General features: G+C 62.2%; 31 protein-coding genes. 18 read left to right on the top strand and 13 right to left on the bottom strand.

Features of this window, described 5'->3' with window-relative positions; all coding sequences use genetic code 11:
• Complete coding sequence (locus BBJ66_RS11105; protein ID WP_071086958.1) at positions 1–564, bottom strand: TetR/AcrR family transcriptional regulator; 564 nt, start codon at positions 562–564, stop codon at positions 1–3.
• A 161-nt stretch (positions 565–725) separates the two neighbouring features.
• Here BBJ66_RS11105 and BBJ66_RS11100 point away from each other — a divergent pair, with 161 nt between their 5' ends.
• Both BBJ66_RS11100 and BBJ66_RS11095 read left to right on the top strand, forming a co-directional pair.
• Positions 726–1,130: a group II truncated hemoglobin gene (locus BBJ66_RS11100; RefSeq protein WP_071086991.1), complete on the top strand. Its 405-nt coding sequence runs from the start codon at positions 726–728 to the stop codon at positions 1,128–1,130.
• A gap of 2 nt (positions 1,131–1,132) precedes the next feature.
• Positions 1,133–1,504, top strand: a complete 372-nt coding sequence (locus BBJ66_RS11095; RefSeq protein WP_071086956.1) for a DUF423 domain-containing protein — start codon at positions 1,133–1,135, stop codon at positions 1,502–1,504.
• Here BBJ66_RS11095 and BBJ66_RS11090 read toward each other — a convergent pair.
• From BBJ66_RS11090 to BBJ66_RS11065, 6 genes are all read right to left on the bottom strand, one after another.
• Positions 1,501–1,872, bottom strand: a complete 372-nt coding sequence (locus BBJ66_RS11090) for a bleomycin resistance protein (RefSeq protein ID WP_071086953.1) — start codon at positions 1,870–1,872, stop codon at positions 1,501–1,503. The genes BBJ66_RS11095 and BBJ66_RS11090 overlap by 4 nt on opposite strands.
• Entirely contained in the window at positions 1,869–2,183 is a 315-nt protein-coding gene (locus tag BBJ66_RS11085) for an antibiotic biosynthesis monooxygenase family protein (RefSeq protein ID WP_049731620.1), read from the bottom strand. The genes BBJ66_RS11090 and BBJ66_RS11085 overlap by 4 nt, the downstream gene beginning before the upstream one ends.
• A gap of 9 nt (positions 2,184–2,192) precedes the next feature.
• Positions 2,193–2,465: a hypothetical protein gene (locus tag BBJ66_RS11080; protein WP_049731621.1), complete on the bottom strand. Its 273-nt coding sequence runs from the start codon at positions 2,463–2,465 to the stop codon at positions 2,193–2,195.
• Positions 2,462–2,869, bottom strand: a complete 408-nt coding sequence (locus BBJ66_RS11075) for a DUF2325 domain-containing protein (protein ID WP_049731622.1) — start codon at positions 2,867–2,869, stop codon at positions 2,462–2,464. Before BBJ66_RS11075 ends, BBJ66_RS11080 begins: the two co-directional genes overlap by 4 nt.
• A 109-nt stretch (positions 2,870–2,978) precedes the next feature.
• Positions 2,979–4,316, bottom strand: coding sequence for an energy transducer TonB family protein (locus tag BBJ66_RS11070; protein WP_071086951.1), 1,338 nt, complete (start codon positions 4,314–4,316; stop codon positions 2,979–2,981).
• 57 nt (positions 4,317–4,373) lie between these two features.
• The gene (locus tag BBJ66_RS11065) at positions 4,374–4,799 is read right to left on the bottom strand and encodes a hypothetical protein (RefSeq protein ID WP_049731624.1); all 426 of its coding nucleotides are present in this window, start codon (positions 4,797–4,799) and stop codon (positions 4,374–4,376) included.
• Between the two features lie 177 nt (positions 4,800–4,976).
• Here BBJ66_RS11065 and hemP point away from each other — a divergent pair, with 177 nt between their 5' ends.
• The 7 genes from hemP to BBJ66_RS11030 all read left to right on the top strand — a co-directional run bounded on the left by hemP (position 4,977) and on the right by BBJ66_RS11030 (position 10,001).
• Positions 4,977–5,159 (top strand): hemin uptake protein HemP, encoded by a 183-nt coding sequence (gene hemP / locus BBJ66_RS11060; protein WP_049731625.1) that lies wholly within the window; start codon positions 4,977–4,979, stop codon positions 5,157–5,159.
• 19 nt (positions 5,160–5,178) lie between these two features.
• The gene (locus tag BBJ66_RS11055; protein ID WP_071086948.1) at positions 5,179–6,228 is read left to right on the top strand and encodes a hemin-degrading factor; all 1,050 of its coding nucleotides are present in this window, start codon (positions 5,179–5,181) and stop codon (positions 6,226–6,228) included.
• An 11-nt stretch (positions 6,229–6,239) separates the two neighbouring features.
• Complete coding sequence (locus tag BBJ66_RS11050) at positions 6,240–7,169, top strand: heme/hemin ABC transporter substrate-binding protein (protein ID WP_071086940.1); 930 nt, start codon at positions 6,240–6,242, stop codon at positions 7,167–7,169.
• 2 nt (positions 7,170–7,171) lie between these two features.
• Positions 7,172–8,284, top strand: coding sequence for a FecCD family ABC transporter permease (locus BBJ66_RS11045; protein ID WP_064840385.1), 1,113 nt, complete (start codon positions 7,172–7,174; stop codon positions 8,282–8,284).
• Between the two features lie 20 nt (positions 8,285–8,304).
• Entirely contained in the window at positions 8,305–9,099 is a 795-nt protein-coding gene (locus tag BBJ66_RS11040; protein ID WP_071086939.1) for a heme ABC transporter ATP-binding protein, read from the top strand.
• Positions 9,100–9,248: 149 nt separating this feature from the next.
• Positions 9,249–9,593, top strand: a complete 345-nt coding sequence (locus BBJ66_RS11035) for a DUF883 family protein (RefSeq protein ID WP_049731630.1) — start codon at positions 9,249–9,251, stop codon at positions 9,591–9,593.
• Between the two features lie 9 nt (positions 9,594–9,602).
• Positions 9,603–10,001 carry a hypothetical protein gene (locus BBJ66_RS11030; protein ID WP_071086937.1) on the top strand — a complete coding sequence of 133 codons (399 nt, stop codon included), beginning with the start codon at positions 9,603–9,605 and terminating at the stop codon, positions 9,999–10,001.
• A gap of 303 nt (positions 10,002–10,304) precedes the next feature.
• Here BBJ66_RS11030 and BBJ66_RS11025 read toward each other — a convergent pair whose 3' ends face one another.
• Positions 10,305–10,862, bottom strand: coding sequence for an RNA polymerase sigma factor (locus tag BBJ66_RS11025; protein ID WP_049731632.1), 558 nt, complete (start codon positions 10,860–10,862; stop codon positions 10,305–10,307).
• Between the two features lie 10 nt (positions 10,863–10,872).
• A complete protein-coding gene (locus BBJ66_RS11020) occupies positions 10,873–11,079 on the bottom strand; it encodes a NepR family anti-sigma factor (protein WP_007630755.1) in 207 nt (68 codons plus the stop codon).
• 254 nt (positions 11,080–11,333) lie between these two features.
• Here BBJ66_RS11020 and BBJ66_RS11015 point away from each other — a divergent pair, with 254 nt between their 5' ends.
• The 5 genes from BBJ66_RS11015 (at position 11,334) to BBJ66_RS33045 (ending at position 16,753) form a co-directional block, all read left to right on the top strand.
• Positions 11,334–12,128 (top strand): response regulator, encoded by a 795-nt coding sequence (locus tag BBJ66_RS11015; RefSeq protein WP_049731633.1) that lies wholly within the window; start codon positions 11,334–11,336, stop codon positions 12,126–12,128.
• A 249-nt stretch (positions 12,129–12,377) separates the two neighbouring features.
• The gene (locus tag BBJ66_RS11010) at positions 12,378–13,331 is read left to right on the top strand and encodes a sensor histidine kinase (RefSeq protein WP_071086989.1); all 954 of its coding nucleotides are present in this window, start codon (positions 12,378–12,380) and stop codon (positions 13,329–13,331) included.
• A gap of 411 nt (positions 13,332–13,742) precedes the next feature.
• Positions 13,743–15,104: an NAD(P)-dependent oxidoreductase gene (locus BBJ66_RS11005; protein WP_071086935.1), complete on the top strand. Its 1,362-nt coding sequence runs from the start codon at positions 13,743–13,745 to the stop codon at positions 15,102–15,104.
• 15 nt (positions 15,105–15,119) lie between these two features.
• Positions 15,120–16,433, top strand: a complete 1,314-nt coding sequence (preA, locus tag BBJ66_RS11000) for an NAD-dependent dihydropyrimidine dehydrogenase subunit PreA (RefSeq protein ID WP_071086934.1) — start codon at positions 15,120–15,122, stop codon at positions 16,431–16,433.
• Positions 16,434–16,504: 71 nt separating this feature from the next.
• Positions 16,505–16,753, top strand: a complete 249-nt coding sequence (locus BBJ66_RS33045; protein ID WP_081278570.1) for an SEC-C metal-binding domain-containing protein — start codon at positions 16,505–16,507, stop codon at positions 16,751–16,753.
• 102 nt (positions 16,754–16,855) lie between these two features.
• On the opposite strand, the gene prfH is transcribed toward BBJ66_RS33045, so the two are convergent.
• The 3 genes from prfH to ftrA all read right to left on the bottom strand — a co-directional run bounded on the left by prfH (position 16,856) and on the right by ftrA (position 19,880).
• Entirely contained in the window at positions 16,856–17,470 is a 615-nt protein-coding gene (gene prfH, locus BBJ66_RS10995) for a peptide chain release factor H (protein ID WP_071086930.1), read from the bottom strand.
• Complete coding sequence (locus tag BBJ66_RS10990) at positions 17,457–18,680, bottom strand: RNA ligase RtcB family protein (RefSeq protein ID WP_071086928.1); 1,224 nt, start codon at positions 18,678–18,680, stop codon at positions 17,457–17,459. The genes prfH and BBJ66_RS10990 overlap by 14 nt, the downstream gene beginning before the upstream one ends.
• A gap of 198 nt (positions 18,681–18,878) precedes the next feature.
• Positions 18,879–19,880, bottom strand: coding sequence for a transcriptional regulator FtrA (ftrA, locus tag BBJ66_RS10985; RefSeq protein ID WP_071086926.1), 1,002 nt, complete (start codon positions 19,878–19,880; stop codon positions 18,879–18,881).
• Positions 19,881–19,950: 70 nt separating this feature from the next.
• On the opposite strand from ftrA, the gene BBJ66_RS10980 reads away from it, so the two are divergent.
• Positions 19,951–20,361, top strand: coding sequence for a rhodanese-like domain-containing protein (locus tag BBJ66_RS10980; RefSeq protein ID WP_049731638.1), 411 nt, complete (start codon positions 19,951–19,953; stop codon positions 20,359–20,361).
• A 39-nt stretch (positions 20,362–20,400) separates the two neighbouring features.
• Here BBJ66_RS10980 and BBJ66_RS10975 read toward each other — a convergent pair whose 3' ends face one another.
• On the bottom strand, positions 20,401–21,423 hold the full coding sequence (locus BBJ66_RS10975; RefSeq protein ID WP_049731639.1) for a zinc-dependent alcohol dehydrogenase family protein: 1,023 nt from the start codon (positions 21,421–21,423) through the stop codon (positions 20,401–20,403).
• 103 nt (positions 21,424–21,526) lie between these two features.
• Here BBJ66_RS10975 and BBJ66_RS10970 point away from each other — a divergent pair, with 103 nt between their 5' ends.
• From BBJ66_RS10970 to BBJ66_RS10960, 3 genes are all read left to right on the top strand, one after another.
• The gene (locus tag BBJ66_RS10970) at positions 21,527–22,426 is read left to right on the top strand and encodes a LysR family transcriptional regulator (RefSeq protein WP_071086924.1); all 900 of its coding nucleotides are present in this window, start codon (positions 21,527–21,529) and stop codon (positions 22,424–22,426) included.
• Positions 22,427–22,610: 184 nt separating this feature from the next.
• Positions 22,611–23,147 carry a biliverdin-producing heme oxygenase gene (locus tag BBJ66_RS10965; RefSeq protein ID WP_064840392.1) on the top strand — a complete coding sequence of 179 codons (537 nt, stop codon included), beginning with the start codon at positions 22,611–22,613 and terminating at the stop codon, positions 23,145–23,147.
• Complete coding sequence (locus BBJ66_RS10960) at positions 23,144–25,711, top strand: HWE histidine kinase domain-containing protein (protein ID WP_064840393.1); 2,568 nt, start codon at positions 23,144–23,146, stop codon at positions 25,709–25,711. Before BBJ66_RS10965 ends, BBJ66_RS10960 begins: the two co-directional genes overlap by 4 nt.
• The last annotated feature ends 1 nt before the right edge of the window (position 25,712 follow it).

Genomic DNA, 25,712 nt, shown 5'->3' with positions numbered 1-25,712 from the left:
TTATTTCCCGGTCAGTTCGACAAGGCGATCGATGAGGTCCCGCCTCAGAACGCCGTCGATATCATGGCTTTCCAGCGTATCTGCAAACCACAGCCCGTCGGCGGCGAAACGCACGAGCTGCGCGTCGAGGGAGGAATCGGTGCCGACATATTCTTCCGCCCGCGCCTGCACCCATTGGCGCCAGCGAAGGCGCAGCCGGGGTTCGGCAAGAAGCGCGATCGTCACCTGCGTCCAGCTCCTGGAATCGTCGGGACGATCCTTGAGACCAGATACGGCCCTCACATAGGCGCGGGTAAAACGGCCCTGCGGCAGCGGATCGCCACGCATCAGTTCCTCTATATCGGCGTCGAACTTTTCGAGCAGGCTCTCGAACAGGGCATCAAGCAGCGCATTCTTCGTCGGGAAGTGATGCAGCAGCCCGCCCTTGCTGACGCTGGAGGCGGCGGACACCGCATCGAGCGTGACCGCGGCCATACCTTCGCTAACAGCAAGACGCGCCGCGACATCCAGCAACTGCTGGCGCACGAGGACAGGCTGTTTCTTGCGATGATGGGCGTTCGACATGTGATTAAAAGATACCGTCCGGACGGTTTTGTCAAGAAGAATCGATTGGAACCCTTGCGGCGCGGGCATTATGCGCAAAATGCCGCGGCAGCTTGATGACGGTTGCGATCATTTTATCTCCGGTGCATGAAAGGCTGGGGAATGACATCTGGGATGGTTTCGTGAGCGAGAAGGTCACCACTCTATATGAAGCGATCGGCGGCGATCCTGTCGTGCGGGCGCTGACGCTCCGTTTCTACGAGTTGATGGACAGGCTGCCGGAGGCAAGCCACGTGCGCGCCGTGCATCCGCCGAGCCTTCACGGCAGCGAAGAGAAATTTTACGAATATATGACCGGTTATCTCGGCGGCCCGCCGCTCTTTACCGACAAACGCGGCCATCCGCGCCTGCGCAGCCGCCATTTCGTCGCCGAGATCGGCCCGGTCGAGCGCGACGAGTGGCTGCTCTGTTTCCGCCGCGCCCTGGACGAGACGATCGCGAGCCAGGCGCTGCGCGATCTCATCTGGGCGCCGGTGGAGCGGCTCGCCTATCACATGCAGAACAAGGCCGCTGAAGACAAGGAATAACCATGAGCTTGAACGCGCGCCTGGAACCGGCGCTTTATCTCTTTGCCGGCCTGTTCGGCGTCGCCGGCGTGGCGCTCGCCGCCCTTGCCGCCCATGGCGGCGGGCAAGCCAATCTTGCCGCATCCGCATCGACCATGTGCCTTGCGCACGCTCCTGCCCTGCTGGCACTGGCTCTCGGCACAACGAGGCTCAAAACCGCCTGGCTGGCCGGTTTCCTCATGATTTTGGGAACGCTGCTCTTTGCCGGTGACCTAGTCACCCTGCGCTTCACCGGCGCCGGCCTCTTCCCCTATGCCGCCCCGAGCGGCGGCTGGGCGATGATGCTCGGCTGGTTGGCCGTTGCGGCGGGTGCTGTCTTCCGCGTCAGAGCTTAGCCGCGCTGCTGCGGTACGCGACCGAAGCGCAAGAGGTTGCCGTGTGGATCGTGGATATAGAATTCCTCCATGTTCCACGGCCGCACTTCCATCTCGGTCAGGCGTTCGATGCCCTTTTCGCGATATTCCGCATGAAGGACGCCGATACCGCCGCCCCTGAGATAGACTGAGGTCTTCTCGCAGAGCCCGGCATCTTCGGTGCGCCAGAAATGCAGTTCCATGTCGTCACGCCGCAGGATGAGATAATCGTCCGCCTGATAGACGACATTGGCAAAGCCGAGCCTGTCTCGATAGAAGGCAAGCGTCGCATCGATATCGAGCGACGGAAGAACCGGCAGGACCTCGATGCGATCAGGCCCCTGGTTCATATGCCGTCGACCACGTTGAAGCCTTCGAAGACCGGCGGCCCCTTATACATCGCCTTGCGGTCGCCGGCATTGCGATGCGCAGCGCGAAAATTCTCGGACTTCGTCCAGTCCTGGAAATCCGCTTCGCTCTTCCAGACCGTGTGCGAGGAATAGAGCGTGTAGCCCTCCTCTTCGTTGAGCTTGCCGCGCAGCAGGCGGAATTCGACGAAACCGGGCACCTCGGCCAGGCTGGAATCCCGATTGCGCCAGACCGTCTCGAAATCACCTTCGTTCCCGGTTGCGACCTTGAAGCGGTTCATTGCGATATACATGCGATCTCCTTACGCCTTCCTCTTGCCGGCCCTTGCCGCATACGAGGGAAAAGCGAGAATATTATTGCCGTTTGCCGCCGCCGCGCCAAGCGGCCTCGTCGTCGCTTCTCCGGGCATGCGCGCTTCCCAGGTCGGGAACAGCGCCACATTCTGGTAGATCTCCTGGCGTTCGGCATGCTGGCGGAAAACTTCGTAGAGCTCGGGCACGAGGCCCTCGCCCGTCTGTGCGGCAAGCTTGTGCAGGCCGATCATGGTGAAACCGTCGGGACGCTGATCGTTCATCGGGTATTGTCTCGCTCGTTCATCGTATTCAGCGCGCGCTCCAGGCTGGACTTGCTGCCGTTGCGAAGCGGGATGAAGGCCTTGCCGAACTTTTTGCAGCCGGTCTTCACGCGCAGGCAGGCATCGTGGCTGATACAGTCGATCGGGCAGAAGACGCAGTCGACCGAAGGCAGCACGGTGTCGATGCGGGACACCGCTTCGCGCAGGCCGCCGTCGTGATGGATGAGTTCGGCACCGAAATTGCTGGCGATCTGGCGAAGATGCGCCACCTGGCAGTCACGGCCGCCGACATAAAGGAAACTGCGGCCATCCAGTTTGGATCGTCCGGCGGATGCCTGAGCAACACCCTCGCCCGCGACGTCGCGGACCTCCCGGTTCGATCCCTTCTTGCCCTTGCGAGCCATATACCACCCGTTCACTCGTTGATCGTCACACGATTCCTGCGTGTGCGGGTGGACCTTATTAAACCTGATTTTTAGAGTAAAGTATAAAGTTGATTATTTTTATCATATTTTATCGCGGGGTGACCTGAACCGGAAAGGTGTAGCTCCGCGAGGACGCCGTCATGGCATCCGGCATGGCCGGAAGATTGCATGAAGCCACCCTCGCAAGTGCGGCGCTGTCGACCCCTGGAAGGCTTGAGCCGCGGACGATGCCGGATGCGGTGATATCGCCGTCGCGAGTTACGGTGATGCGAACAGTCAAGGTTGCATGAGCCGTGCGATACCGCGACTCCATTCGGTCAACGCAACGGAACAACCGTGCAACAAGCTTACCTTTGTAATTGGCTTCCGACGCGCCGCCAGCTCCATTCCTCCCACCCGACGTGCGCGAATTATCATTCGAATTGGCGTTTGCTTGCCCGTCCGCAGCTCCCCTGCGTGCCTCCTGTTGGGCATCTCCCTCTGAACCTTTCGCCTGCTTCGGCGGCTGTTTTCTTTCCGCCGGCTGTTTTTCCGCGGGCTTTTCCCGCTTCGGCTTCAGCTGTGGTGTAACCGTCTGTGCTGGCAATTGGGGTTCAGGGGAAATTGCGGCAGTCTCGACAGGCTTGATCTCTTCCGGCTCGGCTTGTACCGCGGCTGCGACCGGTGGCTGCGCGGATATTATCGGCATGTCTGAAGATTGCTCCGGCACCATTGTCGACATTGGCTGCACAACTGAAGTTTCAGCAGGGGTTTCCGATACGAGCACTTCCGGTTCCGCGGTCGTGACCGTTTCCGCCGACTGGCGTGTAACCTCCTGTGTCGGCTGAAGGGCTTCGACCGGCTCCGCGTCAGCCGGCTGGATGGTTTGCGGCTGAACGGCCTCCGGCTGTACTTTCGCCGTTTCGACTGCCGTGACCGTGTCGGGTTCGACGGCTTCTGGAACCACTTCTTCCTGTATGGTCACTTCCGTCTCGCCGGCCGCACTCTGATCGGCGTCGGAACTGCCGAGCATGACGATGCTGATCGCGTCGCCTGCCTCCATCAGCGTCTCATCCGACGGCATGGGCATAACCATAAATAGCGTGGCGGCCAACGCAGCATGAAAAAATAACGAACCGGCACAGGTGAGTGCCACCCGCCGTCGCACCGGCTTCCTTTCGTCTTCCTGCTTTTCTACCGCGGCATCCATCGGAGGCGCGGAGAGAGGAGCAGCCGACGCTGTTTCCGGATGGTCGGGAAAGGAGGATATCTGCGCAAAACGCGCGTAGTGGATCACCGTTTCGCCGGCCGGCTGCCGCGGCGCGTTGCGCAGTTCCGGAAGCTCGTGGCCGGGATGCATACCGGGCGTGTTGTCGTTCAGGCTGTTATCGGCGTCCGCCTCCCCGATGAGCACCTGTCTCGATCTGGTTTTCGCTGAAATCGCCATTGTCTACGCCTCGGACAGCCTGAAACATGTCCGCCGGGGATCATCCCCGGCGTTATCTTAGCCCTCGAAGGGAACCGAAATCTGCGAGCGGGTGACGAGGCCCTTCATGCATTCGCCCACCGCCGGCCCGTCGCAGACGGGCGTGTCGTTGATGAGGATGCGCGTCACGCTCTCGCATTTGACATTGGGCATATCGAACTGGCGCACCCGCTTCTTGCCCTGCGGCAGATCGCGGAAATCGAGCACGGTGATGCGGTCGACGGCATTCTTGTCGTTGAAGAAGGCAAGTTCGAAGGAGACCTTGTTGATGGCGGCCGGCAGCTGGTTCAACGCCACGAAGGTCATCATGCAGCCCTTCTGCGAGGGCGCCAGCGCATTGAGTTCGACATCGAGGGAGGCTGCCGGTGCCGCCTCCTGCGCCTGACAAACGCTTGAAAACGTCATCGCCATGCCGGCCGCAACAGCCGCAAACCTACCTGTCATAAAACCTTCTCCGTCATCGTTGCGAGCAGCCCGCAGGCAGCTCGTATCAGCAATTTCGAAAACTTGACTATAATAGTCTCCTATTGCGTCTTTAAAAAACTATGAGTAAGAAAGTCAAGATAAATGTCACCACAACCGGGAGCCCAGAACCCCGGCCTCACGGAATTGCCAACCGAAATGATGGTTGAAAAGCCAGATAACTTTAAGCACGTGCCGCTGCCGAGCGAGCCAGCGGCGCAGCACCGGATCGTCGAAAGCGCGGATCTTTTCCGCGGCGCGAACGAGATCATGATCAGACACGACGGCGTGATCTATCGCCTGAAGATCACCCGCCAGGGCAAGCTCATTCTCAATAAGTAGGGCCAATAGTAGGTAACACATGACCGAACAGACAAGACCGGCGCCAGCCGAAATCCGTGCGTTTCGCGCCGAAAACCCGAAGCTGCGCGAGCGCGATATCGCCGCTCAGTTGAAGATTTCCGAGGCGGCCCTCGTCGCCGCCGAAACCGGCATCAGCGTCACCCGCATCGATGGCAGCGCGCTGAAGTTTCTCGAACGCGTAGCGAGCCTCGGCGAAGTGATGGCGCTGTCGCGCAACGAAAGTGCCGTGCACGAAAAGATCGGCGTCTTCGAAAACATCAAGTCGGGCGTGCAGGCCGCCATCGTTCTCGGTGAGAATATCGATCTGCGTATCTTCCCAAGCCGCTGGGAACACGGCTTCGCCGTATCCAAGACGGATGGCGACCAGGTGCGCCTCAGCCTGCAATATTTCGACAAGGCGGGTACCGCCGTGCACAAGGTGCACCTGCGCCCGAATTCGAACGTCGAGGCCTATCATGCGATGGTTGCCGCGTTGAAGCTGGAAGACCAGTCGCAGGATTTCGTCGAGGCCGCGACCTCAAATATCGTCGATGAAACCGCCGACGTCAGCCGCGACGAATTGCGCGACAACTGGAGCAGGCTCACCGATACCCACGAGTTCTTCGGCATGCTCAAGCGCCTGAAGATCGGCCGCCAGGCGGCCGTGCGCAGCGTCGGCGACGACTATGCCTGGAAGCTCGACAACAGCGCGACGGCGGAGATGATGCATGCCTCGGTGAAATCCGGCCCGCCGATCATGTGCTTCGTCGCCAATGACGGCATCGTCCAGATCCATTCCGGCCCGATCTTCAACGTCCAGGCCATGGGCCCATGGATCAATATCATGGACCCGACCTTCCATCTGCATCTGCGCCAGGATCACATCGCCGAGACCTGGGCCGTGCGCAAGCCGACCAAGGACGGCCACGTTACCTCGCTGGAGGCTTACAATGCCAAGGGCGAGATGATCATCCAGTTCTTCGGCAAGCGGAAGGAAGGTTCCGACGAACGCGCCGAGTGGCGCGAGATCATGGAAAATCTACCGCGGGCAGCAAGTGTCGCCGCATAAGGATCATAGCGATGACGATGCGTAACAATCTGCGAAGGATTCGCCCCGGGCAGCTGGCCCTGACGGCGGCCGTCATGGCGCTGCCGCTGAACCCGTCGGTACCGGCGGTCAAAGGCTTCGCCTTCGTCCGCGCCGCCCATGCCGAGGACAAGAAGCTCGACACGTCGCGCCTGGTTTCAGTCGGCGGCGATATCACCGAGATCGTCTATGCGCTCGGCGAGGAAAGCCGGCTGATCGCCCGCGACACGACGAGCATCTACCCGGAGGCGGCGCTGAAGCTGCCCAACGTCGGCTACATGCGGGCGCTCTCGCCGGAAGGTATCCTTGCCATGAACCCCACGGCGATCATCGCCGTCGAGGGTTCGGGCCCGAAGGAGGCGCTGGCCGTCCTGAAGAATGCCAGCGTGCCCTTCGAGACTGTGCCGAGCCCCTTTACCCGCGACGGCATCATCGCCAAGATCGACCGTGTGGGCACGCTGCTCGGTGTATCCGACAAGGCGAAGGCGCTTGAACAAAAGGTGGCGTCCGATCTCGACGCGGCGATCGCCGAGGCCGAAAAGCGTCCGGAGGCCGAGCGCAAGCGCGTTCTCTTCATCCTCAGCGCCCAGAACGGCCGGATCATGGCATCGGGCACCGGCACGGCGGCCGACGGTATCGTCAAGCTCGCCGGCGCCATCAACGCCGTCGGCGCATTCCCGGGTTACAAACCGCTAACGGACGAGGCGATCATCGAAGCCAAGCCCGACATCATCCTGATGATGAACCGCGGCGACGGCGCCGGCACCAAGAACGAGGACCTGCTGGCCCAGCCCGCGATCGCGCTGACACCGGCTGGCGAGAAGAAGGCGATCATCCGCATGGACGGCATCTACCTGCTCGGCTTCGGCCCGCGCACAGCAGCCGCCGCGCGTGAACTCAACGCGGCGATCTACGGGGGCTGATCATGGCCCTGCCGCAAGCCATGATGGAACGAAGGCGACCATTCCCGATGGCGGAGATCCGCGTAAACCGGCAGGCGGGCGACAGAACGCGGCTCGCCTTGCTGGTCATCGCGCTGCTCGTCATCGGCTCCGTGTTCTCGATGCTGTTTTCGGTGACGACGGGCGCCTCGGATGCCTCGATCCTCGACGTTATCGGCAACATGGCCGGTTCCGAGGCGGCACTCAGCACGCGCGACCGGATCATCATCTTCGACATCCGCCTGCCGAGAGCGATCCTCGGCTTCCTGATCGGCGCCTCGCTGGCCGTTTCCGGCACGGTGATGCAGGGCCTGTTCCGCAATCCGCTGGCCGATCCCGGCCTTGTCGGCGTCTCCTCCGGTGCAAGCCTCGGTGCCGTCACCATGATCGTGCTCGGCGGCAGCCTTGCAGCGCCGCTTCAGGCACTTCTCGGCATCTATGCCCTGCCGGCGGCCGCCTTTGGCGGCGGTCTCGTCACGACGCTGCTGCTCTACAGGATCGCCACCCGCCACGGCCAGACCTCGGTGGCAACGATGCTGCTGGCCGGCATCGCTCTCAGCGCGCTTGCCCTGGCGATGACGGGTCTGCTGATCTACATGGCCAACGACCAGCAGCTGCGCGACCTGACATTCTGGAGCATGGGCTCGCTGGCCGGCGCCACATGGACGAAGATCGCCGCCGCCAGCCCGATCATTCTCCTGTCCTTCACCGCCCTGCCCTTCATGGCGCGCGGCCTCAATGCCATCACGCTCGGCGAGGCCGCCGCCTTTCATATGGGCGTGCCGGTGCAGCGGCTGAAGAATGTCGCGATAACAGGCGTCGCCGCGGCGACCGGCGCATCCGTCGCCGCCAGCGGCGGCATTGGTTTCGTCGGCATCGTCGTGCCGCATATCCTGCGCATGGCGATCGGTCCGGACCATCGTTTCCTGCTGCCGGCCGCAGCCCTTCTCGGCGGCTCTCTGCTGATCTTCGCCGATGTCCTGGCGCGCACCCTGGTCGCCCCGGCCGAGCTGCCGATCGGCATCATCACCGCGGCGGTTGGCGGGCCATTCTTCCTGTGGATTCTGCTGAGGCAGCGTTCGCGCCTTGCCCTGTGAGTGCTGTCGTGAGTGACAAGATGATCGAAGTTTCCGGCCTCTCCGTGCGCCTTTCCGGCAAATCGATCATCAACGACGTCGCCTTCACGGCAAAGGCCGGCGAGCTGACGGCGATTGCCGGGCCGAACGGCTCCGGCAAGACGACGACGATGAAAGCCATCTCCGGCGAGCTTGCCTATGGTGGCTCGGTGCGCATCGGCGGCGACGAGGTGAAAGAGCTGAAGCCCTGGCGGCTTGCCGCCCTTCGCGGCGTGCTGCCGCAGGCAAGCACCATCTCCTTCCCCTTCACCGTGCGCGAGATCGTCCGCATGGGCCTGACATCGGGCATCAACCTCAATCCCGACAAGGCCGAGCAGACGGCGGCGGCAGCACTTGCATCGGTCGACCTGACCGGCTTCGAAGGCCGTTTCTATCAGGAACTCTCCGGCGGCGAGCAGCAGCGCGTTCAGCTTGCCCGCGTGCTCTGCCAGATCGCCGAGCCCGTCGTCGACGGCAAACCCTGCTGGCTGCTGCTCGACGAGCCGGTCTCGAGCCTCGACATCAGCCACCAGCTGACGATCATGACGCTTGCCCGCAATTTCTGCGAACGCGGCGGCGGCGTCATCGCCGTCATGCATGATCTCAACCTGACGGCGCTCTTTGCCGACCGCATCGTGCTGATGAAATCCGGCCGCCTCGCCGCCGCCGGCAGCATCGGTGACGTGTTGACGGATGAAACGATGCTGTCGGTTTTCGGCTGCGCGCTGCGGATCAACCAGCTGCCGGCCGACGGCACGCCCTTCGTGCTCGCCCACAGCGCCATTTCCGAGCGCTAACCGCCGCATGCGGCGGAACTTTTGAGCGCCCGGCACGTTTTCGGCAGTGATCTGGGTCAATGCCGGGCGATATCTCTTATGCAACGGACGGTGGTGACCCCAGTGCGAAATAGGCGGGCTTGCGCGCGCCCCAGCCAATGGAGACAGCCATGAGCTATTCTATCTTCCAGTCCGGCCGCAGCCGCCGCAACGGCACCTTCCACAATCTGGAATCCGGCATCGAGGAGCAGATCGAGGCGCTGCGCGACGACCTCGCGGAACTGACGCGCCTCGTCGGCAAGAGTTCGCGTCACCAAAGCGAGAAAATCCGCAGCCAGGCCGGCGCCGGTTATGAGGAGTTGCTCGGCCGCAGCGAGGATCTGCTGCGCGAATTGCAGCGGGGCTATGAACTCGGCGCCACCGAAATGCGCGAAACCGTGCGCAAACATCCGCTGGCAACCATCGGCGCAGCTGCCGTTTTCGGCCTCGCCATCGCCTTCCTCGCCCGCCGCTGAGGAAGCGCAATGCTGTCGATCCTCAGCCTGCTGACGGGCGCAAGCGTGCACCGGACCGTTGCACGCGCCAAGCGCAATAGCATCTTCATCGCGCTCGCCGCACTTTTTCTCCTCACCGCCTACGCGCTGGCCGTCACCGCCGGCGCCATCTGGCTCGCCGGCATCTACGGCGCCCTCGGCGCCGTTCTTTTCCTCGCCGCCTGCGCGCTGCTGCTCGCCATCATTGCACTGGTGGTGATGGCGGTGATGAATGCCCAGGAGAAGCGCCGCGCCCGCGAACGCCGCGCGGCGCTGGAATCTCTGGCGACAGTGGGGATTGGCCTGATCCGCTCTCAACCGCTGCTGACCGCGGGCGTGCTGGCGGCCATCGTCGCGGCCAATCTGGTGGGGTCGAAGCGGGAGGATTGATCCTCTTGCATCCGACCGCCCCTCCGAATCCGAAGAGGTGGAGCCCCTACCTTTCTTCCCTCATTCCTGTGCTCGTCACAGGAATCCAGTGCGCCCAAGTCCTTGGGCGCGAAAGACTTTTTTCGTGACGATTTGGTTCATTCACGGCGCGGACGCGCCGTGGCTGGATTCCTGTGACAAGCACAGGAATGAGGGAGGGGAGAGTAGCGCCCGCAATACATACGCAACACCCCTCTTGCTTACCGACAGCCCAAAAAGCCGGCGCCCCAACAGGCAGCCGGCTTGCTCGCAATCATAACTTTCTCAAAACGCAAACGCCTTCGACGTCAGCGGTGCCGAGGTGGCGTCGGGGCCGAAATCGGCTTCGCCTGATATCTGCAGCAGTTCCTGCAGCCGCTGGCGGGCGCGGTTGACGCGGCTCTTGATGGTGCCGACGGCGCAGCCGCAGATTTCGGCCGCTTCCTCGTAGGAGAAACCCGAGGCGCCGACGAGGATGATCGCCTCGCGCTGATCCGGCGGCAGTTGGTCGAGCGCCTTCTTGAAGTCCTGCAGATCGAGCGCGCCGTATTGCGAGGGGTGCATCGCCATCGATTCCGTGAACAGCCCGTCGCTGTCCTGGATCTCGCGGCCGCTCTTGCGCATCTGGCTATAAAGTTCGTTGCGCAGGATCGTGAAGAGCCAGGCCTTCATATTGGTGCCCATCTCGAAATGATCCTGTTTGGCCCAGGCCTTCATAATGGTATCCTGGACGAGATCGTCGGCACGATCATGCCGTCCGATGAGCGAAATTGCGAAAGCGCGGAGACTTGGGAGGGCCGCCAGCAATTCCCGCTTGAAGCTGGGTTGCGTTTTTTCTTCCATGCGGACGATCCTATTCGGCCATCTTGGCAGAAGCCATCATTTCGGCATGGTCGAGCTTTTCGAGAAGGTCGAGAAAACGATCCGGAATCGCCTCCTCCTGCGCGGAGGCATAGAGCGACCGCAGCCTGACGCCGATCTGATTGTTCGGGTCCAGTATGTCGCTTGCCCGCAGCTCCAGCTTGCGCTGATCGGCTGCTTCTTTCTTGCGTGTCGTCATCAATTCGTCTTCTCGCCGGTTGTCTGTTGGGGCGCGCATGGGGCTGATCACGATTTCAACCATCGACACCGACCCTTCGATTGTCGATGTTGCTGGCATTTTTTGCTGCATGGGTCAAAACGCTACGCCCTTTCTTCGTCGGCTTGAATAATGCGGCGCGACAAAAAAAGTTCCTGCCGTTCCGGAACTTTTTTATCAAGGCGACGTTAACCGGTCATTGGAGCCAATGACCGGCCTGCATACGGGAGCCCTTAATGACACTTTCCACTCGAATTGCGCCGCACCTTCCTTATCTGCGCCGCTATTCCCGCGCCCTGACCGGCACTCAGACTTCGGGCGACGCTTACGTCGCCGCCGTTCTCGAAGCTATCATCGCCGATCTCACTATTTTCCCGGATACGGCGAATGACCGGGTGGCACTCTACAAACTGTTTACGCAATTGTTTGGTTCCACCGCCATCCAGATTCCGGAGCCGACCTCGCCCTATGCCTGGGAACAGCGCGCCACCTTGAACCTTTCGAAGGTTTCGCCGGGCGCCCGCCAGGCCTTCCTGCTCGCCTCCGTGGAGAATTTCCGCGTCGCCGAGATCGGCGAAATCCTGGAACTCGACGAACAGGATGTCATGCGTCTGCTCGACATGGCCTCGCAGGAGATTTCCCGCCAGGTTGCGACCGATATCATGATCATCGAGGACGAGCCGCTGATCGCCATGGATATCGAGCAAATGGTCGAAAGCCTCGGCCATCGGGTCACCGGCATAGCCCGCACCCATGCCGAGGCCGTCGCGCTCTACAACAAGACCAAGCCGAGCATGGTGCTGGCCGACATTCAGCTGGCCGACGGCAGCTCCGGCATCGACGCCGTCAACGACATCCTCAAGACGTCGAGCGTGCCGGTGATCTTCATTACCGCTTTCCCGGAAAGGCTTCTGACCGGCGAGCGCCCCGAACCGACTTTCCTTGTCACCAAACCCTTCAACCCAGACATGGTCAAGGCATTGATCAGCCAAGCTCTTTTCTTCAACGAATCGACCAAAGTGGCCGCCTGAGACGCAATTTTCCGGCCTTCGGAACCAAATCGCCAAAGCAGGCGTTCCGGTGCTACCGGGACGCTCCGCTGGCCTTAACGGTTTTTGCAGCGCTTTGTTCTAGAGTTGACGGGCGGCGTCTCTTGAGGGCGCTCCGTCAGCGACGTTCAAGATGTCACAAGGCAAGATGTCACAAGGAAAGGCGGCCGAGTGAATACGACGGAACCATTATCCGGCACGCCTTTCACCTTCGAGGGCAAAGCCGCAATGATGGAGCGCGCGCTCGGCAGCGCCGGGATTTCAATCCTCTGCCAGGATGCCCGGCTGTCAATCTTCTATGCCGAAAATCTGCCGCCGCATTTCGCAGCGCTCTTCACGCTGGGCGGCGGCGATGCCGCCCTGTTCGGCGACGCGCACGGCCGGTATCTGACGGCGCTGAAACACAAGGTGCTGGAAACCGGAATCCCCAACAATGCCGAGGTCGAGATCGACGTCGACGGCGAAATGCGCACCTATGAGCTGAAAATCCAGCGCACCGGCAAACGCGGCACCCATGGACTTCTGTCGGTCATGGCGGAGGTCACCGAAAGCCGGCATCGTGAGAAAGTGCTGAAATCGCTGCTGCGTGAACTCTCGCACCGCTCGAAGAACCTTCTTGCCATCATCCAGGGCATCGCCACGCAGACGGCGCGCAACACGCTCTCCCTCGAGAGCTTCCTCCTCAAGTTCCGCGGCCGGCTGCAATCGCTTTCCAACTCGCAGGATCTGATCACGGATTCGAGCTGGCGCGGCGCCTATCTGTTCGAACTGGCCGAAAAGCAATTCGCGCCCTATTGGCCGGAAACGGCCGGCTCGATGCCGATCTACGGCATCAACGCCCATCTGACGCCGAATGCCGCCGTGCATCTCGGGCTCGCCCTGCACGAACTCATCGTCAACTCCGCGTCCTACGGCGCGATATCCGGTGGCGCCGCCTCGATCACCTTGAATTGCCGCGACGCCATGATCGGCGACAGAAAGGCGATCGAAGTAACCTGGGCGGAGGTGCTGCAGAACCAGTCGGAAGTCCACGAATTCAGCGACAACAGCTTCGGCCGCACCGTGCTCGAGCGTGTCGTACCCTCGTCGGTCAACGGCAAGGCGGAGCTGAACCTCGTTCCCGGCCGCATCGAATATCGTCTGACCATTCCGGAAACCGAATTCGAGATTTTCAAGCGGGTGTGAAAGTCTGGGAAACACTACAGCCGAACGGAAAAACAGCCGGTGCGAGGGCGGCGCACCGGCTGTCTTCACTCACCGGGAGGGGACCGTGAGTACGTCCGGATAGTGGGTTGGGGGCGCGCATGTTGGGTCGATGCGATCACCATCCGGATATCGCAATAACGACGACCTCAGACATTGGTTCCCTCCGCGGACAAAAAAAATCGACTTTTTTGAATCTTTTTTCGGATGCTCGTCTCCGGCCATACGCCCGATCATTTCAGCAACGGGCGCCTCCGAAAATTAAACTGATAAAACAGTTACTTATCGGACGGCGCCCAAAACAAAACCGTCAAAATTTTACCGTTTGATAAATTTTTAAACCTGAGTTACGCTTTCCCTCACAGGCCGTTTACCAATAATGAGGGAACTTCAATGGAACGACTGGAAACCGGGATTCATGCCGGCCGGCTTTCGCCCGCCGAGTATGAGGCTAATTTTTCCGATCTTCATCCGCGCCTCGACAATCATGAGGCGCTGGTCGCCGCCGACCGCTGTTATTTCTGTTACGACGCGCCGTGCATGACGGCCTGTCCCACCTCGATCGACATTCCGCTGTTCATCCGCCAGATTTCGACCGGCAATCCGATCGGCTCGGCCAAGACCATCTTCGATCAGAACATCCTCGGCGGCATGTGCGCCCGGGTCTGTCCCACCGAAGAGCTCTGCGAACAGGCCTGCGTGCGCAACACCGCCGAAGAGCGCCCGGTCGAGATCGGCCGCCTGCAGCGCTATGCGACCGATGCCGCCATGCAGGCCGGCAGGCAGTTCTATGCCAGGGCTGAAACATCAGGAAAGACGATCGCCATCGTCGGCGCGGGCCCAGCGGGCCTTGCCGCCGCCCATCGTCTGGCCGTGAAGGGCCATTCCGTCACCATTTATGACGGCAGGGAAAAATCCGGCGGCCTCAACGAATACGGCATCGCCACCTATAAGGCGGTCGACGATTTCGCTCAGAAGGAAGTCGACTACATCATGTCGATCGGCGGCATCGACGTTCGCCACGGCGCTCTTCTCGGCCGCGATTTTTCGCTTGCCGATCTGCAGGCGCAATATGACGCCATCTTCCTCGGCATCGGTCTTGCCGGCGTCAATGCTCTGCGCATCGACGGCGAAAACCTCGCCGGCGTCGACGACGCCGTCGATTTCATCGCCGCACTCCGCCAGGCCGAAGACAAGAGCGACATCGCCATCGGCCGCCGTGTCGTCGTTCTTGGCGGCGGCATGACGGCGATCGACGCTGCCGTCCAGGCCAAGCTGCTCGGCGCCGAGGAGGTGACGATCTGTTATCGCCGCGGCAAGGAGCAGATGAACGCCTCGGAATACGAGCAGGATCTGGCAAGCTCCAAGGGCGTCATCATCCGCCACTGGCTGGCGCCGAAATCGATCCTCGCTCAGGACGGCAAGGTCGCCGCCATCGAAGTTGAGTACACCAAGCTTGTCGACGGCCGCCTTATCGGCACCGGCGAGACCGGCGTCATCGCCGCCGACCAGATCTTCAAGGCGATCGGCCAGAGCTTTGATGCCTCCGGCCTCGGTTCCCTGCGCATGGAATCCGGCCGTATCGCCGTCGATGTCGAAGGCCACACCTCGCTCGACGGCGTCTGGGCCGGCGGCGACTGCGTCTTCGGCGGCGACGACCTCACGGTTTCCGCCGTCGCCCATGGCCGCGACGCAGCTGAATCCATCCATCGCACCCTGTCCGCAGCCGCCGCTCCGGCTGTCGCGGTCGCTTGAAGGGGAGAATGAACCATGGCTGATCTCCGCAATAATTTCGTCGGCATCAAGTCGCCCAACCCGTTCTGGCTGGCGTCGGCGCCGCCGACCGACAAGGCCTATAACGTCGAGCGCGCCTTCAAGGCAGGCTGGGGCGGCGTGGTCTGGAAAACGCTGGGCGAGGAAGGCCCACCCGTCGTCAACGTCAACGGCCCGCGCTACGGCGCGATCTGGGGCGCCGACCGCCGCCTGCTTGGCCTGAACAATATCGAGCTCATCACCGACCGCGACCTCTACACCAATCTCAGGGAAATGAAGCAGGTCAAGATGAACTGGCCGGATCGGGCGCTGATCGCCTCGATCATGGTGCCTTGCGAGGAACAGGCGTGGAAGTCGATCCTGCCGCTCGTCGAAGAGACCGGCGCCGATGGCGTCGAACTCAATTTCGGCTGTCCGCACGGCATGTCGGAGCGCGGCATGGGCTCTGCCGTCGGCCAGGTGCCGGAATATATCGAAATGGTCGTGCGCTGGTGCAAGCAGTACACCCGCATGCCCGTCATCACCAAGCTGACGCCGAATATCACCGATGTCCGCCGTCCGGCCCGCGCCGCCAAGGCCGGCGGTACCGATGCCGTCTCGCTGATCAACACGATCAACTCGATCGTCTCCGTCGATCTCGACAACTTCGCCCCCAACCCGACGGTCGGCGGCAAGGGCAGCCATGGCGGTTATTGCGGCCCGGCGGTCAAGCCCATCGCGCTGAACATGGTGGCCGAGATCGCCCGTGATCCCGAAACCTACGGCCTGCCGATCTCCGGCATCGGCGGCATCACCACCTGGCGGGACGCTGCCGAATTCCTCGTTCTCGGCGCCGGCAACGTCCAGGTCTGCACCGCGGCGATGACGTACGGCTTCAAGATCGTGCAGGAGATGATTTCAGGCCTCTCCGACTGGATGGACGAAAAGGGCCACAAGACCCTCGACGACATTACCGGCCGCGCTGTGCCCAACGTCACCGACTGGCAGTATCTGAACCTCAACTACATCGCCAAGGCGAAGATCGACCAGGATGCCTGCATCAAATGCGGCCGCTGCCACATCGCCTGCGAGGACACCTCGCACCAGGCGATCACCAACGTCGTCAATGGCCTGCGCCATTTCGAGGTGATCGACGAGGAATGCGTCGGCTGCAATCTTTGCGTCAGTGTCTGCCCGGTCGAGAACTGCATCACGATGGAGCAGGTTCCGGCCGGCACTCTCGACAAGCGCACCGGCAAGGTGGTCGACCCGAACTACGCCAACTGGACGACGCACCCGAACAACCCGATGGCCCGCCAGGCCGCGGAGTGATCGGCCTGCAACGCCGCGGAGAAATTTAATCCGCGGCGTTGCACCGAGCCCGCAATGGATCTAGGGGGATCATGCTGCACCATCGCAGCGTGCAACCGAAGAGGAGGCAGCCATGGCTCGCAAACACCTCACCGACTTCAGCTTTTGAGGTCACGTCGAAACGGCGTAAATCCTTCCCATCCGAAGCCCGGGTCAAAAGCGGTTCGCAGATCGTTCATGGCGATGTCGAACTGATCGAGAAACTCGGCCGCAACGATCCCTGTCCCTGCGGCTCCAGGAGACGGTTTCAAGAATTGCTGCCTGCGATCCGGCCGCTATGACGGCATCGAACGGGATTACTATTTTTAGAGACCGTGGCTGAAGGTGGCGGCGCCCTTTACAGAAGGGCGCCGTTTATTATGTGGTCAGAGCGACACAGCGGATCACAGCTTGAACGCCTTGACCTCGTTGCCGCGCTCGATGGTCCGGTTGGCGATGAAGCGTCCGGATTTGGCCGCCTCCTGCTTTTCAGCCTCGATTTGATGCAACATCGCTTCGAGACGCCGAAGCGCCAAGGCCTTGTTGCGGTGCTGAGAGCGTTCGTCACGCGCCGTCACCACCAGGCCGGTTGGCCGATGCAACACACGCACGGCACTATCGGTGGTGTTCTGGTGCTGCCCGCCCGGTCCGCCGGCTCTCAGCGTCTCGAAACGCAGGTCGGCCGGATCGATCGTCACCTCGCCACCCTCCGGCCCGGGTTCGATACGCTGAACCGCGACGTACCAGTTCTGCCGTTTGTGACCGGGACGCACCGGGCTCTTGAAGGTGAACCTGATCGTGCCGCAATAGCCGTTGGCAATCCGTTCCGCCTCGAGACCATCGAGGCTGACGATCGCCGACTTCGCACCGTGCTGATCCGGAACAGGACCGAGGCTGGCTTCGAAGGCACAGCCAAGCCCGAGAGCCTCGCGCTCAAGGATGCCGAGAAGTGCGGAGAGCGCCATCCGGCACTCCACCGGACCGTTGCCCGACGTCACGAGAAGATCAATAGCGCTCATGGCCGCGCCCTCCTTCCCTGCGATATTCAGGCTTTCGCCGGCGCTGTTCGACCTCCGCCTCATCAACCGCCTTCTTGAAGGTGACGAGCGGCCGCAGGCTGGCAAGCCCGACGATCAGCCCCGCCTTTTCGAGATCGCTCACCACCTGTCCGGCATCCTTGTAGGCCGACGCCGCTTCTTCGACGACGAGGGCACGATCGTCGCAGATCGCGATACCGCCCCAGGAATTGCGCAGCAACTGTTCGCGTTCGGACCGGTTGCGGCCGACCCGTCCGTGCATGGTGGCGCGGTCATATTTGCGGCCGGCCCCATGAGAAATGCCACCGAGCGAACGGCCGATGTCGGCACTCGCGACAACGACATGGCTGAGGCTGGCCCGAGATCCCGCAATCGGCGCGAGTTCGCCGGGGGCGACGGCCGCAGCGCCCTTATAATGCACAAACCCGCGATCTGAGCGGCGAACGAGATTGTGCGGTATGTCGGCGATGAAACGCAGGTCGGCACGAAGTGCTAGAGCCGCCCGCACTGCGATCAGTCGCCGGTTCAGCGATGCCCAGGCAACGCAGCGGTCATGGCTCGCAAGCCAGGCAGCACCCGCCTCCGAACCGGGATCCAGACCGGCGGCAAGTCCCGAATGAGCAGCCAATGTCTCTGAGAAAACCGCGGCGCCAAGGGCGCGCGAGCCGGAATGAACAAGTAGATAAAGGCCCTGATCGTCGAGACCGGCAGCGCGCCCGCCCTCGGCAAGATCTTCCACCGCCTGCAGCTCGCAGAAATGGTTGCCGCCGCCGATCGTGCCCAAGGCATCGGGCGCCAGATCGGCCGCCAGACCTATCTCGGCGAGCCACTCGCGCCCCTCTCCGATGGGCTGCGTGTCAAGCCGGCGAAGCCGCTCCGCCGCCTTGTCGGTCTTCAGCTTGCGCAGCGGCAGATCGAGGCCGAACAGCGACATGCCGCAGCCGATATCGTTGCCGATCAGCAGCGGGTGCAGCCGAGATGACAGCAGGGCGACGCCGGTCGCACCATATTTGCCGGGATGCAGATCCGGAAAGGCGGCGATTTCCGAAACACCCGGCAGGCGCGACATCTCGTCGAGCTGGTCCAAGGCAGCGCCTTCGATCCAGGCAGAGCCGGAAAAGAAACGATTGATGACCGCCGGACCTGACGCCGACGTCGTCGGGGAGCTTCCGCTCCCGATAGAATTGCCCATGATAATGAACTCTGGATATGAGTGGTCTTTCATCACCGGAACGGCGATGTTCAACCGGCATCATCAGCCCGTTGGCCGACTTAAGCCGAAACCCTCTCGGGGCGTGCGGAGATAGTCGTCATCGTGGCGCTCCCTTTCCAGAACAATAGAGAGCGCCCGTTTAGGCGAAGTGAGACATAAATGCAAGCGTGAGGTGGCTCAATCGCCGAACGACCGCCTATAGGCACTCGGGCTCGTCCCGAGCCGCCTGCGAAAATGATGCCGCATCGTCGCCAGCGTGCCGAAGCCGCTGGCGACGGCGATGTCGTCGAGCGAAACGGCAAGTTCTTTCTCCAGCAGATCGCGGGCATGGCGCAGCCGCTCCTTCAGCAGCCATTCGCCGACACTGAGACCCGTCGTCGCTTCGAAGCGGCGCTGGAAGGTGCGCATGCTCATGCCCGCTCTTCTAGCAAGCAGGCTGATCGGCTGCTGCTCGGAAAGGCTTGCCCGCATCCATTCGATCAGCGGCCCCAGGCGGATGCCCTCGCGCGCCTCGGGGACCGGCGCGTGGATGAACTGCGCCTGTCCGCCTTCACGGTGCGGCGGCACGACGAGGCGGCGGGCGACGCTGTTTGCCGCCTCCGCGCCGAAATCGCCGCGCACCACATGCAGGCAGAGATCGATGCCGGCGGCACTGCCCGCCGCCGTCAGCAGGCTGCCCTCGTCGACGTAGAGAACGCCGGCATCGAGCGCGATGTCGGGATAGCGTGCGGCGATAGAGCCGACATAGCGCCAATGCGTCGTCGCCCTGCGGTTGGCAAGCAATCCGGATCCGGCCAGAACCGCAACACCGGAGCAGAGAGACATGATGCGCGCGCCGCGCTGATGCGCTGCCTTGAGCGCTGCGGCGAGCGGCTCCGGCACCGGCGCATCGATCGCCCGCCAGCCGGGCACGACGATTAGCTCCGCCTCGTCGAGCACCTCCAGCCCATTGTCGACCGCGACCGTCAGCCCTCCGGCGGCGCGAAGCGGACCCGGCTCGATGCCGCAGACAGAGAAGCGATACCAGCTCTCACCCATCTCCGGGCGCGGCAGGCCGAAGACCTCGTAGGTGATGCCGAATTCGAAGGTGCAGAGCCCGTCATAGGCAAGGGCTACGACCAACGGTCCTTTCGTCTGCTGCGGTGATGCGTTTGGCATGATCTTTACGCTGTCGGTCATAATGGCCAATTTCGCAGAGCTTTAACATCGGCGATACCGGGCGGCAACTCCAACGAAGAAGGAAAGATCGATGCCAAGCCCCGTCACCGAAATCCCGGCCGCCGCGCCCGATATCGCCGCCGCCCATTATGCCGCCAAGCTCGCCTTCGAAACCGATTGCTCCGATGTCCACGCTGCCTTTGCCGGCGCCAAGGTCGATTTCGTCCTCCTCGACGTGCGCTCGCCGGCGCTGTTTGCCCAGTCCCACTTGCCGGGTGCGATCAACCTTCCACACGGCAAGATGACCGCGCACCGCATGTCGGAATGGGCGAAGGACACCCTCTTCGTCGTATATTGCGCCGGTCCCCACTGCAACGGCGCCGACAAGGCCGCTTTCCGCCTGGCCAAGCTCGGCCTCAAGGCCAAGCTGATGATCGGCGGCATGACCGGCTGGGCCGACGAGGGATTCGCCTTCGAAAGCGAAGCCATTGCCGCCGAATAGGAGAACGCTCCCCTCGACGGTGCGAGGGGAGCGCATGTCTCAGAACTCGATGACGACCTTGCCGAACGGGCCGCGATAGAGATGATCGAGCGCCTGCGGCAGTTCCTCGAAAGAATAACGTCTGTCGATCACTGGCTTCAGCTCCGTCTGGTCGACGGCGCGCACCAAATCCTCCAGCGCCCGGCGATGACCGACGGTAATTCCCTGCACGACAGGCGCTTTCAGAAGCAACGGCGCCACGGGCGCCGAGACTTCAAAGCCCTCAAACACGCCGATCACCGAAATCCGGCCGTTGACCGCCACAGCCTCCAGCGCCCGGCCGAGATGCGGCCCGCCGACGATTTCCAGCACGTGGTCGGCGCCATAATCGCCGGTCAGTTGATGGAGCTGCTCGACCCAGTCGCGCTCCTTGCGGTTGATCAGATGATCGGCCCCGAGCGCCGATGCACGTTCGAGCTTCTCGCTGCTGCCTGATGTGATGAAGACTTCGGCGCCATGCGCCTTGGCAATCTGCAGGCCGAAAAGCGCAACCCCGCCGGTTCCCTGCACCAGCACCTTGTCGCCGGCCTTGAGCTTGCCGCATTCGATGAGCGCAAACCACGCCGTTAACCCGGCGCAGGGCAGCGTGCTGGCTTCAGCCGCATCGAGCGTATCAGGCGCAAGCGCGAACCATTCCTCGGAAAGCACCGTGTGCTCGGAAAGTACACCTGAATAGAAGCCACCGCGCGTCTGATAATGTGGATTGCGGGCAGTTCCAGGCCCGCGTCCGTCGATCCAGTCCGGGGAAAAAGTGGAGATCACCCGATCGCCGGGTTTGAAGCGCGTGACATCAGGCCCGACGGCATCGACCACACCTGCCATGTCCGAGGCCGGGACGAAGGGGAACTGCAATGGCAGGCCCATGCCGCTATCAAGCACCAGCCTGTCGCGGAAATTGAGGGAGACGGCCTGCGTCCGCACCCGGATCATCGTGCCTGACACATCAGGAATTCTGCCTTCGCCGATCGTCAGATTGGCCTCCGGGCCGATGGCATCGGTCTGCCATTGTCTTGTCGTCTGCATCTTTCTGCTCCTTCTCGATGGGCGGAGCGGTAGATATATCGTTGAATATTCCTCTCTAGTTGCGATATTAAGTCGTCGGAATGGTGCCATCAAGGAAACAAAGATGGAGCAGTTGAAGGGAATTTCGATCTTTGTCGAGACGGTCGAGGCCGGTGGTTTCTCGGCCGCGGCCGAGCGGCTCCATCTCACTCGCTCGGCGGTCAGCAAGACGATTGCAAGGCTCGAAGAGCGGCTCGGCGTCCGGCTCTTCAACCGCACGACCCGTGCCCAAAGCCTGACCGACGAAGGCCGGTTCTTCTACGAGCGTTGCCTGAGAGCCGTCGAGGAAATCCGCATCGGCGAGGCCCAGCTTGAATCGGGCAAGCGCGAAGTCCGTGGCAGGCTGCGTGTATCAATGCCAGCGCTTTTCGGGCGCCATTGTGCCGCTCCGATCCTGACCCGGCTGCTCGACGACCATCCGGATCTCGAACTCGACCTCTCCTTCAACGATCGCGTCGTCGATCTTCTGGAGGACGGCTTCGACCTTGCCGTGCGCAACGGTCCGCTGAAGGACAATTCCGACCTGATGACGCGGGCAATCGCTCGACAGCCTATGACCGTCTGCGCTTCGCCCGCCTATCTGGAAAAATACGGGGTGCCACAAACGCTGGACGATATCGCCCATCATCAGGGCATCGTCTATCGCCGCGGCGACAACGACAAAGCCTGGACTTTTCCGGCAACGGCAGGTCCCGCACGCGAAGTTCTGCCGAAATCGCGGCTGCGGCTTGACGATCTCGCCTCGATAGCCGACGCGGCAGTAAAGGGCCGCGGGCTCGCCTGGCTCACCTGCTGGCTGGTGCGCGACAGGGTCCTGTCGGGCGAACTCGTGCGGGTTCTGACCGATAGACCGCCAAGCGTCTTCGAAGCCTACGCCGTCTGGCCGAGATCGCCCGTGATGTTGCCAAAGGTGCGCCTTGCCATCGATAAGTTGGCAACAGATCTGCCGCGCCTGATGGGTTGAAGTTGCCCCCTGATAGTTTCGTCCTCCAAAAATCCGATGAAGGCGAACAACCAGCTGCGAAAACAGGGGAAGCCCATGTTTTTCTATGGGTTTCCCTGGAAATACCAGGATGCTGCAATATATCGCTAACTTGCCATCCCGCATGAACGGCATCGAATGCCATTTTACTTAGAACACGGTCCGCATGTCACTTCGCAGCGTGCTCCGCGCACAAACAGCAGATTGCCACGGCGAGGTCGACGAGCTTTTCAGCACCTTCGATCTCTCCAATAGACAGCAGTATAGAACATTCCTGCGCGCCCATGCCCGGGTCGTGCCGGCGGCCGAAGACGCCCTCGAGGATGCGGGAATTGCCCACCTGCTGCCCGACTGGCCGGAACGGCGGCGCACGCAGCTGCTGTTGGCCGATATCGGGGAACTCGGCGATCCATTGCCCCAGCCCCTTCCGCCACCGGCATTGCGGAACGACGCAGCGCTCTGGGGCGCGCTCTACGTGCTCGAAGGCTCCAAGCTCGGCGGCGCCCTGCTTGCCAAATCCGTGCCCGATCACCTACCCGGCAGCTATCTCAGGCCACAGGGTCCAAAGGGCGCCATCAGGATCTTCATGGAGCGTCTCGATGCCAGCGGCATAGACGATCCCGCGGCCGCCGTTTCCGCAGCCCGCGATGTTTTCGGCCTCTTCCTCAAAGCCGGGCAACTCGAACTGGAAGCCGTCCCATGAGCGGCACGATTGAACCCGTCGACCTGACCAACTGCGACCGGGAGCCGATCCATCAACTCGGCGCGGTTCAGCCCTTCGGCTTTCTGCTGGCGATATCCTCGGACTGGATTGTCACGCGTGCCTCGGCAAATCTGGCAGAGTTCCTCGGCATTGCACAGCCCGACGCGCTCGGCCGGCCTGTCACCTCGCTGATCACGCCCGAGGCACTTCACACCATCCGCAACAAGCTGACCACGCTGCGCGGGTCGGATGTCGTCGAGCGCATTTTCGGCATTGCTCTGACCTCGGATCAGAGCAAGTTCGATCTTGCCGTGCATATGAATGACAATGGGGTCATCGTCGAAGGCGAGCGCTGCCAGGAAGACAGGCGCAACGCCCCCTCCCTCTCCATGCGCAGCATGATGTCCCGTCTCGACCACACGGAAACGATGGAGGCTTTCTTTCGCGACGGGGCAAGGCAGGCGCGCGCCCTGACCGGCTTCGATCGGGTCATGGTCTATCGCTTCGACGAAAGCGGTTCCGGCGAAGTGGTGGCGGAAGCCGCTCGGGCCGGCATCGGCTCGTTTCTCGGGCTGCACTATCCGGCATCCGACATCCCTGTACAGGCACGGGCGCTCTATCTGCGCAACCTGTTCCGCATCATTGCCGATGTCGACGCCGTCCCGGTTCCGATCCTGCCTGAACGCGATGAGTACGGACAGCCGCTCGATCTCTCCATGTCGGTTTTACGTTCGGTCTCGCCGATCCATATCGAATATTTGAAAAACATGGGCGTCGGCGCGTCGCTCTCCATATCGATCGTCGTCGACGGCAAGCTTTGGGGCCTGTTTGCCTGCCACCATTACGGCCCGCGCCTGCCTTCGGCTGAAAGCCGCTCCACCGCCGAGCTGTTCGGCCAGATGTTTGCCTCGCGCCTTGAAAGCCGCGAACGGCGGCTGGCGCTCGACTACGAGACCAAGGCGCGCCGCATCGCCGACCGGCTTCTTACCTCCGTCGCCGACAATGCCAGCCTGCTCGACGATCCGGCTTGGCTGATCGAGGCGCTCGCCGACGCCATTCCTGCCGACGGCATCGGCGTCTGGATCAACGGCCGGCTGGCGCTTGCCGGCATCGGGCCGGATGAGAGAAGCTTTGCAGCCCTCGTCCGCCATCTCAACCGCAATGCCGCCGGCCGCATCTATGCCGTCGACAGGTTGGCTGAGACCTATCCCGATCTCGAACTCGACGATGCGGTGGCCGGCATGCTCGCCATCCCGATCTCGCGCTCGCCGCGCGATTATGTCGTGCTTTTCCGTCAGGAGCTGGTGCGCACGGTCCGCTGGGGCGGAGATCCGCACAAGCCGGTTGAATACGGCCCCAACGGTCCGCGGCTGACGCCGCGCAAGAGTTTCGAGGCCTGGTCCGAACTGGTGCGCGGCCGCTCCCTGCCCTTCACCGAGGCCGAGCGGCGTGTCGCCGAAACGATCCGCGTCACGCTGATCGAGGTGGTCTTGCGTCTCACCGACGAGGCCAGCATGGCGCGGCAGACGGCAAACGAGCGCCAGGAACTGCTGATCGCCGAGCTGAACCATCGCGTCCGCAACATTCTGAGCCTCATCACCGGCATCATTCGGCAATCGCAGACGACGTCAGTCAGCGTCGGCGACTACATCCGCCAGATCGAGGGCCGCGTCCAGTCGCTCGCCCGCGCTCATGACCAGATCACACGCGATCACTGGGCGCCGGCCTCGCTGCGGCAATTGCTGGCGGCCGAAACTGCCGCCTATCTCGGCAAGAACGCCCCACGTATTCAGATGATCGGCGAGGACGTGCTGCTGGAACCGCAGGCCTTCTCCACCGCCGCCCTGGTTTTCCATGAGCTGATGACCAACAGCGCCAAATATGGCAGCCTTTCCGGCACCGACGGTACGGTCGAGCTCGGCTGGCATCGCGACGACCAGGGCCATCTGCACATTGGCTGGCGCGAAAAGAACGGTCCGTCCGTCAGCGAACCCACCCGCCAAGGCTTCGGTTCGACGATCATCCGGCGCTCGATTCCCTATGACCTCGGCGGCCAAGCGAATGTCCGTTTCGTCAAGGGCGGTCTCGAAGCGGATTTCCGTATTCCGGCGCGGTATGTCGTCGGCCCGACGAGCGAACGGTCAAATTCAGCGCCGGTCGGAGCGGCCGAACGCCGGGCGGTTGCTGGTGATCATCAGCCGCTCTCCGGGCTGAAGGTGCTGCTGGTGGAAAACAACCTGATCATCGCCATGGATGGGGAGGACATCCTGCGCCGGATGGGCGCCGACGTCGCAACGGCGCCAAGTGTCACCGAGGCGATGCAGATCCTGGCCGGCCATTCCTTCGATCTGGCGCTTCTCGACGTCAATCTCGGCGATGAGACGAGTTTCGGGATTGCCGACCGACTGGCGGCCGAAGGCGTGCCCTTCGTTTTTGCCACAGGCTATGGCGAAGGCATCGCTCAGGCGAACAGCCATTCGGACGCGCCCGTGCTGCAGAAACCCTATACGATGGAAGGCGTGACGGACACACTCGCCCGTCTGCCGCTTGTTAGAAAGCGATAAA

This window comes from Rhizobium sp. RSm-3 (genome assembly GCF_001854685.1).
GTDB classification, from domain to species: domain Bacteria; phylum Pseudomonadota; class Alphaproteobacteria; order Rhizobiales; family Rhizobiaceae; genus Rhizobium; species Rhizobium ecuadorense.
Note: the sequence above shows the minus strand (reverse complement) of the source record. Positions and strands in the feature narration are given on the sequence as shown.

Excerpts from the sequence above, each read along its gene's own strand:
- BBJ66_RS11105 (WP_071086958.1), bottom strand. The coding sequence starts at position 564 with ATGTCGAACGCCCATCATCGCAAGAAACAGCCTGTCCTCGTGCGCCAG.
- BBJ66_RS11095 (WP_071086956.1), top strand. The coding sequence starts at position 1,133 with ATGAGCTTGAACGCGCGCCTGGAACCGGCGCTTTATCTCTTTGCCGGC.
- BBJ66_RS11090 (WP_071086953.1), bottom strand. The coding sequence starts at position 1,872 with ATGAACCAGGGGCCTGATCGCATCGAGGTCCTGCCGGTTCTTCCGTCG.
- BBJ66_RS11085 (WP_049731620.1), bottom strand. The coding sequence starts at position 2,183 with ATGTATATCGCAATGAACCGCTTCAAGGTCGCAACCGGGAACGAAGGT.
- BBJ66_RS11080 (WP_049731621.1), bottom strand. The coding sequence starts at position 2,465 with ATGAACGATCAGCGTCCCGACGGTTTCACCATGATCGGCCTGCACAAG.
- BBJ66_RS11075 (WP_049731622.1), bottom strand. The coding sequence starts at position 2,869 with ATGGCTCGCAAGGGCAAGAAGGGATCGAACCGGGAGGTCCGCGACGTC.
- BBJ66_RS11070 (WP_071086951.1), bottom strand. The coding sequence starts at position 4,316 with ATGGCGATTTCAGCGAAAACCAGATCGAGACAGGTGCTCATCGGGGAG.
- BBJ66_RS11065 (WP_049731624.1), bottom strand. The coding sequence starts at position 4,799 with ATGACAGGTAGGTTTGCGGCTGTTGCGGCCGGCATGGCGATGACGTTT.
- hemP (WP_049731625.1), top strand. The coding sequence starts at position 4,977 with ATGATGGTTGAAAAGCCAGATAACTTTAAGCACGTGCCGCTGCCGAGC.
- BBJ66_RS11055 (WP_071086948.1), top strand. The coding sequence starts at position 5,179 with ATGACCGAACAGACAAGACCGGCGCCAGCCGAAATCCGTGCGTTTCGC.
- BBJ66_RS11050 (WP_071086940.1), top strand. The coding sequence starts at position 6,240 with ATGACGATGCGTAACAATCTGCGAAGGATTCGCCCCGGGCAGCTGGCC.
- BBJ66_RS11045 (WP_064840385.1), top strand. The coding sequence starts at position 7,172 with ATGGCCCTGCCGCAAGCCATGATGGAACGAAGGCGACCATTCCCGATG.
- BBJ66_RS11040 (WP_071086939.1), top strand. The coding sequence starts at position 8,305 with ATGATCGAAGTTTCCGGCCTCTCCGTGCGCCTTTCCGGCAAATCGATC.
- BBJ66_RS11035 (WP_049731630.1), top strand. The coding sequence starts at position 9,249 with ATGAGCTATTCTATCTTCCAGTCCGGCCGCAGCCGCCGCAACGGCACC.
- BBJ66_RS11030 (WP_071086937.1), top strand. The coding sequence starts at position 9,603 with ATGCTGTCGATCCTCAGCCTGCTGACGGGCGCAAGCGTGCACCGGACC.
- BBJ66_RS11025 (WP_049731632.1), bottom strand. The coding sequence starts at position 10,862 with ATGGAAGAAAAAACGCAACCCAGCTTCAAGCGGGAATTGCTGGCGGCC.
- BBJ66_RS11020 (WP_007630755.1), bottom strand. The coding sequence starts at position 11,079 with ATGACGACACGCAAGAAAGAAGCAGCCGATCAGCGCAAGCTGGAGCTG.
- BBJ66_RS11015 (WP_049731633.1), top strand. The coding sequence starts at position 11,334 with ATGACACTTTCCACTCGAATTGCGCCGCACCTTCCTTATCTGCGCCGC.
- BBJ66_RS11010 (WP_071086989.1), top strand. The coding sequence starts at position 12,378 with ATGGAGCGCGCGCTCGGCAGCGCCGGGATTTCAATCCTCTGCCAGGAT.
- BBJ66_RS11005 (WP_071086935.1), top strand. The coding sequence starts at position 13,743 with ATGGAACGACTGGAAACCGGGATTCATGCCGGCCGGCTTTCGCCCGCC.
- preA (WP_071086934.1), top strand. The coding sequence starts at position 15,120 with ATGGCTGATCTCCGCAATAATTTCGTCGGCATCAAGTCGCCCAACCCG.
- BBJ66_RS33045 (WP_081278570.1), top strand. The coding sequence starts at position 16,505 with ATGCTGCACCATCGCAGCGTGCAACCGAAGAGGAGGCAGCCATGGCTC.
- prfH (WP_071086930.1), bottom strand. The coding sequence starts at position 17,470 with ATGAGCGCTATTGATCTTCTCGTGACGTCGGGCAACGGTCCGGTGGAG.
- BBJ66_RS10990 (WP_071086928.1), bottom strand. The coding sequence starts at position 18,680 with ATGGGCAATTCTATCGGGAGCGGAAGCTCCCCGACGACGTCGGCGTCA.
- ftrA (WP_071086926.1), bottom strand. The coding sequence starts at position 19,880 with ATGACCGACAGCGTAAAGATCATGCCAAACGCATCACCGCAGCAGACG.
- BBJ66_RS10980 (WP_049731638.1), top strand. The coding sequence starts at position 19,951 with ATGCCAAGCCCCGTCACCGAAATCCCGGCCGCCGCGCCCGATATCGCC.
- BBJ66_RS10975 (WP_049731639.1), bottom strand. The coding sequence starts at position 21,423 with ATGCAGACGACAAGACAATGGCAGACCGATGCCATCGGCCCGGAGGCC.
- BBJ66_RS10970 (WP_071086924.1), top strand. The coding sequence starts at position 21,527 with ATGGAGCAGTTGAAGGGAATTTCGATCTTTGTCGAGACGGTCGAGGCC.
- BBJ66_RS10965 (WP_064840392.1), top strand. The coding sequence starts at position 22,611 with ATGTCACTTCGCAGCGTGCTCCGCGCACAAACAGCAGATTGCCACGGC.
- BBJ66_RS10960 (WP_064840393.1), top strand. The coding sequence starts at position 23,144 with ATGAGCGGCACGATTGAACCCGTCGACCTGACCAACTGCGACCGGGAG.